Source organism: Paenibacillus sp. SAFN-054, from assembly GCF_051966755.1.
GTDB lineage: Bacteria > Bacillota > Bacilli > Paenibacillales > Paenibacillaceae > Paenibacillus_AQ.
In genome coordinates, this window is record NZ_JBQCKS010000001.1 from 27,777 (window position 1) to 42,121 (window position 14,345).

At 51.6% G+C, this 14,345-nt stretch carries 14 protein-coding genes; 7 read left to right on the forward strand and 7 right to left on the reverse strand.

Annotated features, from left to right (window positions below):
- The first annotated feature begins 2 nt into the window (after positions 1-2).
- From ACTHPM_RS00170 to ACTHPM_RS00185, 4 genes are all read left to right on the forward strand, one after another.
- Positions 3-803, forward strand: a complete 801-nt coding sequence (locus tag ACTHPM_RS00170) for a DUF92 domain-containing protein (RefSeq protein ID WP_440395299.1) — start codon at positions 3-5, stop codon at positions 801-803.
- 215 nt (positions 804-1,018) lie between these two features.
- A complete protein-coding gene (locus ACTHPM_RS00175) occupies positions 1,019-2,935 on the forward strand; it encodes an ABC-F family ATP-binding cassette domain-containing protein (protein ID WP_440393190.1) in 1,917 nt (638 codons plus the stop codon).
- Positions 2,936-3,109: 174 nt separating this feature from the next.
- Positions 3,110-3,490, forward strand: coding sequence for a BlaI/MecI/CopY family transcriptional regulator (locus tag ACTHPM_RS00180; RefSeq protein WP_440395300.1), 381 nt, complete (start codon positions 3,110-3,112; stop codon positions 3,488-3,490).
- A gap of 2 nt (positions 3,491-3,492) precedes the next feature.
- Positions 3,493-5,280, forward strand: coding sequence for a M56 family metallopeptidase (locus ACTHPM_RS00185; protein ID WP_440393191.1), 1,788 nt, complete (start codon positions 3,493-3,495; stop codon positions 5,278-5,280).
- 123 nt (positions 5,281-5,403) lie between these two features.
- Here the strand turns inward: ACTHPM_RS00185 and ACTHPM_RS00190 are convergent, their stop codons facing one another.
- The 5 genes from ACTHPM_RS00190 to ACTHPM_RS00210 form a co-directional block, all read right to left on the reverse strand.
- Positions 5,404-6,441 carry a M42 family metallopeptidase gene (locus tag ACTHPM_RS00190; RefSeq protein WP_440393192.1) on the reverse strand — a complete coding sequence of 346 codons (1,038 nt, stop codon included), beginning with the start codon at positions 6,439-6,441 and terminating at the stop codon, positions 5,404-5,406.
- A 113-nt stretch (positions 6,442-6,554) separates the two neighbouring features.
- A complete protein-coding gene (locus ACTHPM_RS00195; RefSeq protein WP_440393193.1) occupies positions 6,555-6,884 on the reverse strand; it encodes a LapA family protein in 330 nt (109 codons plus the stop codon).
- Between the two features lie 81 nt (positions 6,885-6,965).
- Positions 6,966-8,756: an oligoendopeptidase F gene (pepF, locus tag ACTHPM_RS00200; RefSeq protein ID WP_440393194.1), complete on the reverse strand. Its 1,791-nt coding sequence runs from the start codon at positions 8,754-8,756 to the stop codon at positions 6,966-6,968.
- A 208-nt stretch (positions 8,757-8,964) separates the two neighbouring features.
- The gene (locus ACTHPM_RS00205) at positions 8,965-9,147 is read right to left on the reverse strand and encodes a hypothetical protein (protein ID WP_440393195.1); all 183 of its coding nucleotides are present in this window, start codon (positions 9,145-9,147) and stop codon (positions 8,965-8,967) included.
- Positions 9,148-9,155: 8 nt separating this feature from the next.
- Positions 9,156-9,389 (reverse strand): hypothetical protein, encoded by a 234-nt coding sequence (locus ACTHPM_RS00210; RefSeq protein WP_440393196.1) that lies wholly within the window; start codon positions 9,387-9,389, stop codon positions 9,156-9,158.
- A 163-nt stretch (positions 9,390-9,552) separates the two neighbouring features.
- Here ACTHPM_RS00210 and ACTHPM_RS00215 point away from each other — a divergent pair, with 163 nt between their 5' ends.
- Positions 9,553-9,750, forward strand: a complete 198-nt coding sequence (locus tag ACTHPM_RS00215; RefSeq protein WP_127599896.1) for a cold shock domain-containing protein — start codon at positions 9,553-9,555, stop codon at positions 9,748-9,750.
- 104 nt (positions 9,751-9,854) lie between these two features.
- Here the strand turns inward: ACTHPM_RS00215 and ACTHPM_RS00220 are convergent, their stop codons facing one another.
- The gene (locus ACTHPM_RS00220; RefSeq protein ID WP_440393197.1) at positions 9,855-10,514 is read right to left on the reverse strand and encodes a lysoplasmalogenase; all 660 of its coding nucleotides are present in this window, start codon (positions 10,512-10,514) and stop codon (positions 9,855-9,857) included.
- 306 nt (positions 10,515-10,820) lie between these two features.
- On the opposite strand from ACTHPM_RS00220, the gene ACTHPM_RS00225 reads away from it, so the two are divergent.
- Both ACTHPM_RS00225 and pfkA read left to right on the forward strand, forming a co-directional pair.
- The gene (locus ACTHPM_RS00225; protein ID WP_440395301.1) at positions 10,821-11,852 is read left to right on the forward strand and encodes a tetraprenyl-beta-curcumene synthase family protein; all 1,032 of its coding nucleotides are present in this window, start codon (positions 10,821-10,823) and stop codon (positions 11,850-11,852) included.
- A 19-nt stretch (positions 11,853-11,871) separates the two neighbouring features.
- Complete coding sequence (pfkA, locus tag ACTHPM_RS00230; protein WP_440393198.1) at positions 11,872-12,840, forward strand: 6-phosphofructokinase; 969 nt, start codon at positions 11,872-11,874, stop codon at positions 12,838-12,840.
- 66 nt (positions 12,841-12,906) lie between these two features.
- Here the strand turns inward: pfkA and ACTHPM_RS00235 are convergent, their stop codons facing one another.
- Positions 12,907-14,271 carry an MATE family efflux transporter gene (locus ACTHPM_RS00235; RefSeq protein ID WP_440393199.1) on the reverse strand — a complete coding sequence of 455 codons (1,365 nt, stop codon included), beginning with the start codon at positions 14,269-14,271 and terminating at the stop codon, positions 12,907-12,909.
- Between the last annotated feature and the right edge of the window lie 74 nt (positions 14,272-14,345).

A 14,345-nucleotide genomic window follows, 5' to 3' on the forward strand; every position in this document is an offset into this window, starting at 1 on the left:
TCATGGCCTGGCTGATCGGCGCCCTGTGCGCCCTGATCGTTGCCGGCGGAGCGTATTGGAAGCATTCACTGACGTTATCCGGGGCGGTCGCCGCTTGGATAATGGGCACCGTCTATTTCGGTGCGGGGAATTTGCTTTGGTTCGGTATTCTGCTTGTCTTTTTCCTCAGTTCGTCGCTGCTGTCGAAGTTCAAACAGGCCAACAAGGCGGAGCTGGAAAAGTCCTATGCCAAAACAGGCACGCGTGATGCGGGCCAGGTCTTTGCCAACGGCGGCGCCGGCATGATGCTGTGCATCCTGAATGCGATCTGGCCGAGCCCAGGCTGGGTGTACGCCTTTATCGGCGTTATGGCTGCAGCTACCGCTGATACCTGGGCGACGGAATGGGGGGGACTGAGCCGCAAAGCCCCGCGTTCTGTTTTAACGGGTAAGGTGGTGCCTCCAGGCACGTCCGGCGGCGTAACTCTGCTTGGAAGCACCGCAGCAGCGCTTGGCGGAGTAATGATTGCCTTGTTCGGATGGCTCTTTACCCATTGGACAGGCATGGAAGTCATGGCCGGTGGCATACTCCTGGCGGGTCTCGCGGGTGGTTTGGCAGGAGCCTTTACCGATTCCTTCCTGGGAGCGACCGTACAGGTGATGTATAGATGCCAGGTCTGCGGCAAAGACGTCGAAGTCCTGACGCACTGCGGGAAGCCAACGAAACGAATCCGGGGATTCCGCTGGATGAATAATGACGCCGTAAACCTGCTATCGTCATGCGTGGGCGCTTTGATAGCATGGGCATTAACCCTGTGGGCGTGATAGGACCCGAGCTATTCCGGCTCGGCCAAAGAAGGAACCGTCCTGTATATCAAATGGAACGCAAGTGAGTTCTCATGATATACAGCGGCGGTTTTTCTTCTGGCGCACGGTTTCGGCCTAAGGTTCCTTCGCCTGTGTGTTTATTACCGCCCATGCCATATGCTAAAATAGAGATCATGCATTCCAATTCAGAGAGATAAGTAGGGAAAACATATATGAATATCATGACTGTTGAACATATAACCAAAAGCTATGGCGAAAAAATTCTGTTCGAGGATGCCTCGTTCGGGATGGAAGATCAGGACAAAATCGGCATCGTCGGTGTGAACGGTACGGGAAAATCGACATTTTTACGCGTTATCGCAGGGCTTGAGCAGCCCGATGAGGGCAGCGTTTCGATCGGCAACCAGGTGAGAGTCCGTTTTCTCGCGCAAAACCCGGATTTTGAACCGGCAAATACGGTGCTTCAGCAGGTATTCGAGGGGAACGACCCCAAGCTGAAGGCTGTGCGGGATTATACCGAGACGATGGAGCTGCTGGAACTGAATCCGTCGGACGCCGGGCTGCAGGATAAGCTTCTGAAGCTGAACCAGCAGATGGAATCGCTGCAGGCTTGGCAGATGGAAAGTGAAGCCAAAACGATTCTATCGAAGCTCGGTATCGAGAATTTTGAAGCGACGATGGGCTCCTTATCCGGGGGACAGCGCAAGCGCGTGGCATTAGCCCAAGCTTTGATTGAGCCTTGCGAGCTGCTGATTCTCGACGAGCCCACGAACCATATCGACAATGAATCGGTCATCTGGCTGGAGCAGTATTTGCAGAAACGCCGCGGCGCGCTGCTGATGATCACGCATGACAGGTACTTTTTGGACCGGGTGGCGAATGTCATGCTGGAGCTGGATCATGGGCGTTTATACCGGTATGAGGCCAATTACTCCAGATTTCTCGAGCTCAAAGCCGAACGGGAGGAACGGGAAGAAGCATCCGAGCAAAAAAGGCAGAATCTGCTGCGGAACGAGCTGGCGTGGATCCGCCGTGGTGCGAAAGCCCGTTCGACCAAACAGAAAGCACGGATCGACCGTTTCGAAGCGCTCAAGGAACAGCAGGGACCTTCCCGGAGCGGCAGCGTCGACATGTCTGCAGCTTCCACGCGTCTCGGACGCAAAATTATTGAGCTGGATCATCTCGGCAAAAAAGCAGGCGACAAGGTGCTGATTCAGGATTTGAATTACATCAGCGTTCCGGGGGACCGGGTGGGTATTGCCGGGCCGAATGGCAGCGGCAAATCGACCCTGCTCAACATGATCGCCGGAAGATTGGAGCCGGATGCGGGTGAGGTCGTGACCGGGACAACCGTAAAAATCGGCTATTTTACCCAGGAGCATCAGGATATGGACGGCAGCATGCGGGTGATCGAATACATCAAGGAGGAAGCTGAAGTTATCCGTTCAGATGACGGCAGCAGCATTACCGCTTCCCAGATGCTCGAGCGTTTCCTCTTTGCTCCCGCGATGCAGTGGACTCCGATCGCAAGGCTGTCCGGAGGGGAGAAGCGCCGGCTCTACCTGCTGCGTGTGCTGATGTCTGCCCCGAATGTACTGCTGCTGGACGAGCCTACCAATGATTTGGACATCCAGACGCTCGCCGTCCTGGAGGATTACCTGGATGATTTTCCGGGTGTTGTTTTCGTCGTATCGCATGACCGGTATTTCCTTGACCGGACCGTGGACAAGATTATGGCATTCGAGGGAGACGGACGCATCCGGGTGCATGTCGGGAACTATTCGGAATACAGCGAATGGATGGAGAAGAACGGCGAGTCGGAAGTCGAGCGTCCGGCGGGCAAGGTTAAGCTGGCTGCGCAGCCTGCACCTGAAGCGGCTCCAAAGGAAAAGCTGAAATTCAGCTATAAGGAGCAGCGCGAATACGAGCAGATCGATGAAATGATTGAGGCCTGCGAGAACAAGCTGGCAGGGATTCAGCAGAAGATGGAGGAAGCCTTCAGCGATTCGGCGCTGCTGCAGGAACTGATGCAAAAGCAGCAGGAAACGGAACAGGAGCTGGAGCATCTGATGGAGCGCTGGACTTATTTGAACGAGCTGGCCGAAAAAATCGAAGCCAGCAAAAATTGACGCAAGTGGATAACACGCTGAATCGGCCGATTCAGCGTGTTTTTTAATCTTTTCTTAAGGTGAGGCAGTTCAATTTTGGGCTGACGCTTGGTTGACTTTCTTGATTACATGTGTAATATTGGGTTTGTGGATTACAGATGTAATCTCGGTTGAGGAGGAGCGACAGTGAACAAAATGCCAATCATTTCCGAAGCGGAGTGGGAAGTCATGAAAATTTTATGGCAGAATTCTCCGATGACTGCCGGTGAAGTCATCCATGCTCTCGCTTCCCGTATGGACTGGAGTCCGAAGACGGTAAGAACTTTATTGAACCGGCTCGTCGCAAAGGCGGCGGTTACCTATGATCCGGCCAGCAAGCCGTATTCCTATTTTCCGTTAATCTCGGAAGAAGAGTGTCAAAAAGCCGAAACCAAAAGCTTCCTGAGACGGATATACAGCGGATCTTTCAAACCGCTGATGGTGAATTTCTTAAAGGATGAGGAGCTTTCGGCGGCTGATATTGAAGAGCTCCGAAGACTACTGGATGAAAAGTCGGGTCCGGTGAAAGGGGAATGAGCATGGCGGAAATTCTCTCGAACCCTTCGCTTAACGTTTTTTTTGATTGGATCATCAAAACAACCGTGTTTGCGAGCGTGATGATCTTGCTGATCCTGATCATCAAGGTTATTTTGAATGATCGTCTGAAACCAGGATGGCACTATCTGCTATGGCTTCTGCTCCTGTTAAGGCTCATTATTCCCGCAGGTCCGCAAAGCTCCTTCAGCATTTATAATCTATTTCCGTGGGCAGGGAGTGCATCCAACAATACGGCTCATGTATCGACGCACACGGGATTCGGTGAACCGGCCGCTTCTGATCAGCCCGTCAGCCTAGACGCTGTCCCCTCAACTGAGGTACCGGGGCCAGTGATTACAAGTGAAGGCGGAAGCGGCGAGGCAAGCTGGAATGCCAAGAAGGCATTTATCGCCTTGTGGCTTATGGGTACGGGAGCTATGCTGATTCGTTTGCCGCTCTCACATGCTTTATTCTCCATACGGCTTCGTCGTCGGCTTATCGCAGCTTCTCCGGCCGAAGTGAGCCTATTGGAGAAGGCTCAGAGAACCATGGACATCAGACGCCATGTCCGTCTGAGCTTCTCGCCGCTTGTTTCTACCCCGACGCTGTTCGGTTGGATTCGTCCACGTCTCATGATGCCTTTAAGCAGCCTTGAGCTGGATGACGTGAGGAAGCATCATATTTACATGCACGAGCTGGCGCATATGAAGCACGCGGATATTTTGGTGAATTGGTTTATGCAGATTCTGTTGGCCTTGCATTGGTTCAATCCGTTGCTCTGGTATGGAATATACAAAATGAGGGAGGATCAGGAGCTTGCAGCCGACGCATCCGCTCTTCGGAACATCGATTCCGCGGGGATATCCGACTATGGGCACACGATCATCACCCTGCTTGAAAATAACCGGCTGCATCGAAGTATTCCCGGAGCCGCTGGACTATCCGGCTCGAAACAGCAGCTGAAACGGAGGATTCTTATGATTAAGACCTTTAGACACAAATCGATGGGATGGACAGTTGCGGGGCTTGCTCTCGTGCTTGCACTGAGCGGCTGCGCTTTAACAAACGGTACGACAGCCAATGATAATAGCGAATCGACGCCATCTGTAACGACGCCATCTGTAACGACTCCATCTCAAGAGGCCGTCCCGGAAACTCCAGAGAATGATGGGGCTGAGGACGGCGGGGGAGCTTCACAAGACGGTATGGATCATTCAAACGGGGCAGCCTCAAATGATGCTTCGGGTGGAGGCAAATCATCCGATTCAGGCGCTTCTTCCGGTATCAAGGAACAGCCTTCCTCCGGATCGAAGGTCACCCGTGGACATGAACAACAAATCCAGGATATTTATGCATTAGCCAAGAAAGGGAAAGTAAAGGGAGCGGACTTTGTTTCCGGCAAAACGACCATCGATGTGGTCCATAAGCTCTGGGGCGATCCAGATCGCCCTTGGCAGCCGAACGATGCCTACGCATACGATACGTATTCTCCCGGAGCAGGGAGGGGTTCTTATGCCTTTGGCATCGGCCGCGGTGAGGTCGTTTACGATATCCGGTATTTTGGACCGGGAGCGGATGAAAGCACGGCTTTCCGTCAGATCAGCTTGGCCGAAATTAAACAAACGCTCGGCAAGCCTAGCTCCATAAAAACGAGCGGCGGCGATGACATCCTGAATTACAAGGTAGGGGAGTACGAGCTTAAGTTCGTTGGCCCGCAGAAAACCGGACGCCTTGATCATATCTCGGTCTATTCGCCGCGAGCGGCTGCAACGCCAAGCGATATTAAATAACAGAAACTTCATATTTAGCCCACAAAAAACGGCTACCCGGTTCTTCATGACCGGATAGCCGTTTTATTGTGTATGCTTGCCCGTGAAATAGCAAGGGGCATAAAGCGGGAGGCTCTGCCTGTACTAGGCTTTTACGTACGCAGCAAGCAGCTTGGTCGTATTGAATACCGCCTGTTTGTGAGTACGCTCCATAGCATGGGAAGCATGGACGCCTGGCCCGATCAGGGCTGCCCGAATGTTGTTGCCGGCAGACAAAGCAGCGGAGGCATCGGATCCATAATGCGGGTAGATATCCACGGCGTATGGAATGCCTTCGGCTTTCGCCAGCTCGATCAGTTTACTCGTCATATCGTAGTCGTAAGGCCCCGAGGAATCCTTGGCGCATATAGACACGTCGGTTTCTTTGCAGCTGAGGTCGTCTCCGATGCAGCCCATGTCGACGGCGATCATTTCATCAATGTCGGAAGGGATATAGGCGGCCCCGTGACCGACTTCCTCATAGTTCGAGATGAGAAACTTCAGGTTATGCTTCGGCTTCCAGCTCTCGCGCTTCATTGATTCGAGAAGGCCGAAAAGAGCGGAAACACTGGCCTTGTCATCAATGTGACGGGACTTCACGAAGCCGCTGTCGGTAATGACCGCGCGGGAATCGAAGGAAACGAAGTCGCCGACTTCGATGCCGAGCTTCAGCACGTCTTCTTTGGAATGCACCAGCTCGTCGATGCGGACCTCCATATGGTCCTCGGAACGCTTGAAATCCCGGGCGTCGCTGTATACATGCACGGAAGGATGGGTGCTCAGAATCGTACCGGTGTATGTATGGCCGCTGCGGGTATGAATGACGCAGTATTCGTTCTCGATGCTGTTCATCATGAAGCCGCCGACGATCGTCAGGCGCAGCGTACCTTCGGATTTTACGGCACGGACCATGGCACCCAGCGTATCCACGTGAGCGCTGAGGCCGATCGTGCGGGAACCATCTTCGCCTTCAACTTCAAGAATCGCTCCGCCTTTTTGGTTCCAGGACAGCTTTACGCCAAGCGAAGCCGCTTCTTGTTCCACAAGCTTCATAACTTGCGCGGTAAACCCGCTGGGGCTTGGCGTATCCAGCAGCTTTTTTAAAAGGGTCAATATGTATTCTTCATTCGGTTGTATCGACATGGTCAAGTCCTCCAGTATAAATCGAAAATAAAGTAAAAAACGCAACAAATTTGGAAAAGGAGCCGTCCTGATAAGGGCTGAACAAACACAGCTCCATGAAACGCAGAGCGAAATCAGGATGTCGGCAGCTGATTCTTGTCTTTCGTATCAACCGCCCTGCCTTCTTCGGGCAAAGGCTCCGTATAGCCTGTTGCGGTCTGAATATGCGCGAGCTGAGCGGAAAGAGCCTTAATCTCTCTTTGGAGCTTATATTGCCTGAAAATACCGAAAGACCCCACGATAATTCCGCCGATCAGTGTACAGCCGACAATCAGCAGGATCAGCGGGATACTCACTTCACTGAAAATAAAGTTCACGGGCACCGGATCCACGTTAAACACGGCGAAGATTGCCGTCAACAGCGCAAACACCAGACCTGCGATAAGCCACCACTGAATTTTCATATGGACAACTCCCTCTCTACAAACAGTATAAAATCCCTTGACCGCTGAGGACAAGGGATTTTGTACCACCGACTTCATTCTTTATTTCGTCAGCTGCTCCAGCTGTTCGATCACATTTTCAAAGACGCTCATCGCTTCGCGAATCGGCTGCGGCGAAGACATGTCGACGCCTGCCTTTTTCAGAATATTGATGGAGAAGTCGCTGCCGCCGCTTTTGAGGAAGCCGAGATAACGGTCTACCGCAGGCTGGCCCTCTTCGAGAATTTGCTTGGAGAAGCTTGTCGCAGCGGAAAAGCCGGTCGCGTACTTATACACATAGAAGCTCGTGTAGAAGTGAGGGATGCGTGCCCATTCCATTTCGATATCCTTATCCACCGCCATGCCTTTGCCATGGTACTTGACGTTCAGGTCATAGTAAATTTCGGACAGCGCCTGCGGCGTCAACGCTTCACCGGATTCGGCGCGTTCATGGATAAGCTTCTCGAACTCGGCGAACATCGTTTGACGGAACACGGTCGTGCGGAATTGATCCGCATAGTATGTCAGAAGATACATTTTTTCTTTCGGATCCGTCGATTTCTTCAGCAGGTAATCCATCAGCAGCGCTTCGTTGGTCGTGGAAGCAACCTCGGCCAGGAAGATGGTGTACTGCGCGTCGCGGTACGGAAGCGTGTTGTCCGAGTAGTAGGAATGAAGCGCATGGCCCATTTCATGGGCCAGTGTGAACATGCTGTTCAGGTTGTCCTTATGGTTCAGCAGCACGAACGGGTGCGTGCCGTAGGCTCCCCAGCTGTATGCGCCGGTACGCTTGTTTTCATTTTCGTAAACGTCAATCCATTTATTGTCGAAGCCTTCCTGAAGGGATTTCAGATAATCTGGCCCCAGCGGCTTAAGTCCTGCGGACACGGTTTTCTTGGCTTCCTCGTAGGTGATGTCCATTTTGTATTCATCCACAAGCGGAGCGAACAGATCGTACATATGCAGCTCGTCGACGCCCAGCAGCTTTTTGCGCAAATTCATGTATCTGTGAAGCAGCGGCAGACTTTCATGGATCGTGTCGATCAGGTTGGTGTACACATCCTTCGGAATGTTGTCGCCATAAAGGGACATTTCCAGTACGGAAGGATATTTGCGCACGTTCGCGTAGAACATGTTTTTGTTGACGTTCGCGTTCAGCGTGGCGGCTATGGTGTTCTTTTGCTTGGCATAGGTAGCGTAGACGGCTTTAAAAGCGCGCTCGCGCACTTCGCGGTTCGGGCTTTCCAGGAACTGAATGTAGTTGCCGTGGGTGAGCTCAACTTCCTTGCCTTCTTCGTTTTTGATTTTTGGGAATTTGATGTCCGCATTGTTCAGCATGCCAAAAATCGTTTGCGGCGCCTGGGACAGGTTGCCGACCTGCGCAAGCAGCGCTTCTTCGTTCTTGGAAAGGATATGCGCTTTCTCGCGCTTCATTTCGGTCAAGGTAAATTTGTAGGCGGCAAGCTGCGGATCGGCAATGAATGCATCCAGCTTGTCGTCCGGCAGGGCGAGGATCTCGGGCGTAACGAAAGAAAGGGCCTCGCCGATCTGCACGTTCATCTTTTTGGCCTTTTGGGAAAGGGCTTGGTATGTAGGGTTGGCTGTATCTTCATCATGGTGCAAATGCGCATACACATATAGACGTTCCGTTTTGAGCGAAATGTCGTCCTCGAGGGCAAAGCATTCCTTAACGGTTTTGGCGTTATCCAGCTTGCCTTGGAATTCAGCAATTTTCTTCACTTCCTGCTGAAGCTCGGCGTAGGTTTGATCCCAGGCCTTCTGGCCGTCGAACAGATCCTCGACATTCCATTTGTTCTCTTCAGCTACTTCAGAACGCTTCAATAATTGTTCCATGGGAATCCTCCTTAAATGTTGGGATGAATAGTTATGGGCTCCACTTGACGAAACCGCGGGAGGAAAGAGGGGGACCGCACCCAGTGTGAACGTGAATGCGATGGCAAGCCTGAACGTCTTGTTGAAGTTCACAAGCAGGGAACCTCCTTATCAAGGAAATATAACCCTTAGTATGAACTTTCCCCCGGAATAATATTTATACTTTCCTTCAAGGGCTGGAACCCATGGTGAAGAGACTGTATACAATAAGGAAAAAGGCAAACAGGATCATGACGACAGCGATGGTCGCCAGGCCCCGTTTCAGCTTCTGGGGAACGGAATTTCTCATCAGGATGAGAACGATTCCGAGGCAGAAGGCTGAGATGATAAAAATAAGATTGTTATTATCCATCGGAAGGGCTAAACTCCTTTAAAAGCGGCCATGATGGAGCGCCATTCATCCATGTTGTCTTCGTACTCCTCTTTGGGGAAGCGGGTGTCAGCCCACTGCATGAGAGCCGGGCGGCTCATAAAGGTATGCGTTTCCTCACCCCATTGATCGGAAATTTCCCGAAGGACAATATATCGTCCCTGTACCTCTACGGTCATCATATTCCATTTGTCTTTTTTGTATATTTCATGTTTTTTGATCATATGCATTCTCCGTTTGCTCTTTTGGTAAAATGATACCGCAGAGGTAGCTTCAAAAGCAAATGAAAAGATGGAATTCATCAAAAGAGCGATTGCATTGTCAAGTTTCATGAAGTATAATGTACTTATTCGCCACATATGGCGGTATTTTTAGGAGGTTGTTCATTTGAAAGGTACAGTTAAATGGTTTAACGCAGAAAAAGGCTATGGCTTTATTCAAGTTGAAGGCGGCGAGGACGTATTCGTACATTTCTCCGCAATCCAAGGAGACGGCTTCAAAACTTTGGACGAAGGTCAAGAAGTTGAATTCGAAATCACTGAAGGCAACCGTGGCCCTCAAGCTGCAAACGTAACTAAATTATAAGATCGACTCCGATAACGGATTTCTTATAGCTTTGGTTAAACAAAAGCCTATAAAAGCACAGTTCTCCTCGTGAGAACTGTGCTTTTTTGTCGCTTATCGGCCGGCTACGGCGCCTGCAGCCCAGGGGATGATTCGTTGTCAGTCTGCAGTCCGGAATCGCCGCGTTTTATACTGCTGGCAATCAGAAACTGGGCGGCGTAATAAGTGGTCATGATCAGAATACCGGAATGAGGAACATCCGAAATGAACTTATTCCATGCCAGAATGGAATCGGAGGCGATGAACAGCATCGCGCCGAAGCTGGCCGAAAAATCACGCGACATGACGGCAAAGAATCCCATGGCTGTAATGACGGTCAGATACAGGAACACCGGGGCCGTCATATTCGCCTGTCCGCCGCTCTGGAGCCCCTCATACAGTCTCCAGCCCATAAAGGCGGCAAAGCCGCATAAGGGAATGAGCGCAGCCATACGGACGGCTGAGAATGTCCAGCGGGTGATAAAGGCGGAGAGGTAGAACAGATGGCCTATGAGGAAGGCCGAAAGCCCGATGAGAAACCAGTGCAGAAGCCCGTCTCCCAGCATGCAGAAGAAAAGGCCGGTTCCGATCAGCAATGCATACCTTCTGTGGACGGCCGGCTTTAGCGTGTAGGCATAAATCAGCATCAAAACCATGGGGATCAGTTTGAACACCATGCTGTGAAGCAGGAAAATATAGAGTAGTCCCATGATGAGGATGGCAGCGGGAAGCAGCCGTTTGATCATACTTTAGTCCTCCTTCGACTTGTCAATCTGGCGAATTTTAAATATATTTCGTGACATCGACAAAATAATCCTTTTCCTTGAATGGAACGCTTACACTCAGTGTTCAAGGCATTGTAAGCCCTTACTTCACAGTGTATTTTTGCTTTTTTCCTTCCATGACGTGATCTAGTTTATTTGTGCTATTTTGACGACCATATTATAATAAAGAACATTAGGATAGATATAAGTAGACAACAATGTGGAGGCACCGTCTTGAATGAAAATGGGCAAAGTCAATATCAAGTTCCCCGGAACCCTATAAGCTTAATGGGACGAGTGTACAAGCATATTCTGCCGGAAGTGCGGAAGGAATTGGATGGATGGCGTAAGGCTGCCGGACAGATTCCGGACCCGGAACTTCGCAAGCAGGCGCTTGCGAGCATTGAAACGAAACAGTTTCATTGCGAAGGCGGAGGCATCTATGCTGCTGTCCCTTTGCCGGACAGGCTTGTTCTGACCAAGCTGATTGTTGCCTATCAGACGATCAGCGACTATTTGGATAATTTATGCGACAGAAGCACTTCCATGGATCCGAATGATTTCCGGCTTCTCCATCAATCGATGCTGGATGCAACCGATCCGGAGGCGGAGCCGGTAAATTACTATGCGCTGCGTCAGGAGCAAAATGACGGAGGTTATCTGCATCGGCTGGTTACGACATGCCAGCACTGCATCCGTCAGCTTCCCGGCTATTCAGCGGCCATGCCTTATGTCAGGGATTTAGCGGGTTTGTATACCGACCTGCAGGTCTACAAGCATATCAAACCCGAACTCCGGGAACAGGCCCTGCTGGACTGGTGGGAACTTCATCGTGACCGGACTCCGCAGCTTCAGTGGAATGAATTCGCTGCAGCCACGGGCTCAACTTTGGGCGTTTTTATGCTGTTTCAAGCCGCGAGCGACAGGCACTTGAACGATACGGCTGCGGCCTCCATTCATGCGTCATACTTTCCACATGTTTGCTGTCTGCACATTATGCTGGATTACCTGATTGATCAGGAAGAGGATCGGCTTGGCGGAGATCTGAATTTTTGCAATTATTATGAATCTCCCGAAGCCATGCTGGACCGGATTGCCTTGATAGTGGAATCGGCGCGCAGGGACGTTTTGACCATCCCGGTGCCGCCTTTTCACCGGATGATCATTGAGGGATTACTGGCGATCTATTTGTCCGATCCGAAAGTCAGCGAGCAGCAGGAAGTTCGCTCCGTATCCAGACGCCTGATGAAGGGTAGCCCGCTTACAAGGCTCTTCTTTTTCGTCAACAGCCGCTGGATCCGCAAACATTTGTATGAGTGATTACGAGGAGGAATTTTTCATGACAGTGAAAAAGATTGCAGTACTGACCAGTGGCGGGGACTCCCAAGGGATGAACGCGGCGGTTCGCTCGGTTGTCCGCAGCGGGCTTTATCATGGACTTGAGGTGTATGGCATTCAGCGCGGGTATCATGGGCTGCTGAACGACGATATTTTCTCCATGGATTTGCGAAGCGTTGGCGACATCATTCAGCGTGGCGGAACGGTTCTTCAGTCCGCACGCTGCAAGGAATTCATGACAGCCGAAGGACAGCAGAAGGGTGCCGAGATTTTGCGCAAGCATGGGATCGACGGACTTGTTGTCATTGGTGGCGATGGGTCGTATCATGGCGCGAACAAGCTGAGCAAGCTGGGCATCAAAACGATGGCGCTGCCGGGCACCATTGACAACGATATTTCCTTTACGGATTTTACGATCGGATTTGATACCGCGGTGAGCATCGTCGTTGACGCGGTGAACAAGCTGCGCGATACGATGTCTTCCCACGAGCGTTCTTCGATCGTCGAAGTCATGGGTAGACATTGCGGCGACATCGCCCTTTATGCAGGTCTGGCTTCAGGTGCCGAAACGATACTCGTTCCGGAAGTGCCTCATGACATGGATGAGATCACGGAGCGTATGAAACAAAACTTTGCACTTGGCAAGCGCCACAGCATTGTCATCGTCGCTGAAGGCGTCGGCAGTGGTGAAGATGTAGCCAAAGCGCTTACCGACCGCTGCCCGACCCTGGAGCCGCGTGTAACGGTACTGGGACACATCCAGCGTGGCGGCACGCCGACACCTGCCGACCGGAACCTGGCCAGCCGCCTCGGCGATTTCGCCGTACGCAAGCTGATTGAGGGAGAATCCGATAAAGCCTGCGGCATTATCAAAGGCGAGCTTGTGCTGACGGACATCGATAAGGTTGTGAATAGCAAGAAAGAATTCAACATGGAATTATACGAATTGGCATCCCGGCTTTCGCAATAATCCGGTGCCTCATGATTTCGATCAAAAGACCTTGCAGAGCACTTCTGCAAGGTCTTTTTTCATGTTTTATGCGGCAGAGCCAGAAGCCTTCTGATGGTTCTGTTGGACTGTGATGAGCCTCCAGAGCAGAAGGGAGGCACCGGCTGCAAGTCCGGTGATCAGGCCGATCCAGAAGCCGTAGGCGCCAAGCGACGTGAAGGTGGCAAGCACGTATCCGACGGGGAGTCCGATGACCCAATACGAAATGAATGTAATGATAAATGCAGGATTGACGTCCTTGTACCCTCGAAGTGCCCCTTGAACCGGCGTGGCGATGGCATCGGAAATCTGAAAGAAGATGGCATATATCAGAAAATGCTGTGTCAACGCGATCACGTTGGCTTCGTCGGAATACAGACCAGCAACATACTTGCCAGCCACAAGCAGCACAACTGCCGTCAGAAGCGATAGAGCGACCGCTGAGGCGATTCCAAGCATGCTGTACTGGCGTGCGTCCTTCAACCGGCCGGAGCCTTTCTCGAAGCCGACCAGGATCGTAAGCGACATGCTAATGCTCAGCGGGATCATGTACAGCGTCGTGGCAAAATTCATGGCAGCCTGGTGGGCGGCGATCGTCATTGTGTCAAAGCGGCTCATGAGCAACGTTACGCCCGCAAACACCGCCGTCTCGAAGAAAATCGAAAATCCGATAGGTACCCCGATTTTCAGCAGTTCCTTCCAAGCTTTTAAGGAAATGCCGTGAAAGGTGCGGAAAATGCCGAAGGAAGTGAAAGGCTTAAGACGGGTGACAAAAATGACGGCAATGATAAACACGCACCAATACGTGATGGCTGAGGCAATTCCGGCACCCGCCCCGCCAAGACGCGGGAAGCCCCAGTTACCGAAAATGAGCAGGTAATTCAGGAACACGTTAATAGGGAGCGAAATCAGTGTAACCAGCATCGATATCCGGGTTTGGCCGAGCGCATCGATATAGCTGCGAATCACCGTATATCCGAACATGGGTATGATACCGATGGACAAAAAGCTCAAAAATCGGAACGCGATCCTCCGCACATCGTTGTCCAGATTCATCGCATCCAGAATCGTCGGCAGCAGCAGGCTTCCTAATGCCAGAATGGCAAGTGCGAGCAGAAGAGCGAGCCAGATGCCCTGCATCACATGGTAAGCGACTTTTTTGGCTTGCCCGCCGCCCACCAAATGGGATACGATCGGCGTCATGCCCATCAGGATACCGCTCAGCCCGGTTTGGAGTGGAATCCATAGGCTTGAGCCGATGGCAACGCCAGCCAAATCGGTAGAGCTCGCTTTGCCGGACATATTCGTATCGAAGAAGGTGATGGCTGACAAGGCAATCTGAGTAATGAGGATCGGAAGCAATATAACGAGAAACTGTTTGGATTTTTGTTGAATGGTCAAAGTTGGTTTCATTGCAAGCAGGCCTCACTGTAATTGAATTCTGACATCGAGATGACAGTAGTCTATTCTAGAGCATAAGATGCGGT

Bases quoted from the DNA above. Each gene is read 5' to 3' on its own strand.
- ACTHPM_RS00185 (WP_440393191.1), top strand. From the start codon at position 3,493: ATGGCGGAAATTCTCTCGAACCCTTCGCTTAACGTTTTTTTTGATTGG.
- ACTHPM_RS00190 (WP_440393192.1), bottom strand. From the start codon at position 6,441: ATGTCGATACAACCGAATGAAGAATACATATTGACCCTTTTAAAAAAG.
- ACTHPM_RS00225 (WP_440395301.1), top strand. From the start codon at position 10,821: ATGGGACGAGTGTACAAGCATATTCTGCCGGAAGTGCGGAAGGAATTG.
- ACTHPM_RS00180 (WP_440395300.1), top strand. From the start codon at position 3,110: ATGCCAATCATTTCCGAAGCGGAGTGGGAAGTCATGAAAATTTTATGG.
- ACTHPM_RS00220 (WP_440393197.1), bottom strand. From the start codon at position 10,514: ATGATCAAACGGCTGCTTCCCGCTGCCATCCTCATCATGGGACTACTC.
- ACTHPM_RS00235 (WP_440393199.1), bottom strand. From the start codon at position 14,271: ATGAAACCAACTTTGACCATTCAACAAAAATCCAAACAGTTTCTCGTT.
- ACTHPM_RS00195 (WP_440393193.1), bottom strand. From the start codon at position 6,884: ATGAAAATTCAGTGGTGGCTTATCGCAGGTCTGGTGTTTGCGCTGTTG.
- pepF (WP_440393194.1), bottom strand. From the start codon at position 8,756: ATGGAACAATTATTGAAGCGTTCTGAAGTAGCTGAAGAGAACAAATGG.
- ACTHPM_RS00210 (WP_440393196.1), bottom strand. From the start codon at position 9,389: ATGATCAAAAAACATGAAATATACAAAAAAGACAAATGGAATATGATG.
- ACTHPM_RS00205 (WP_440393195.1), bottom strand. From the start codon at position 9,147: ATGGATAATAACAATCTTATTTTTATCATCTCAGCCTTCTGCCTCGGA.
- ACTHPM_RS00170 (WP_440395299.1), top strand. From the start codon at position 3: ATGGCCTGGCTGATCGGCGCCCTGTGCGCCCTGATCGTTGCCGGCGGA.
- ACTHPM_RS00175 (WP_440393190.1), top strand. From the start codon at position 1,019: ATGAATATCATGACTGTTGAACATATAACCAAAAGCTATGGCGAAAAA.
- pfkA (WP_440393198.1), top strand. From the start codon at position 11,872: ATGACAGTGAAAAAGATTGCAGTACTGACCAGTGGCGGGGACTCCCAA.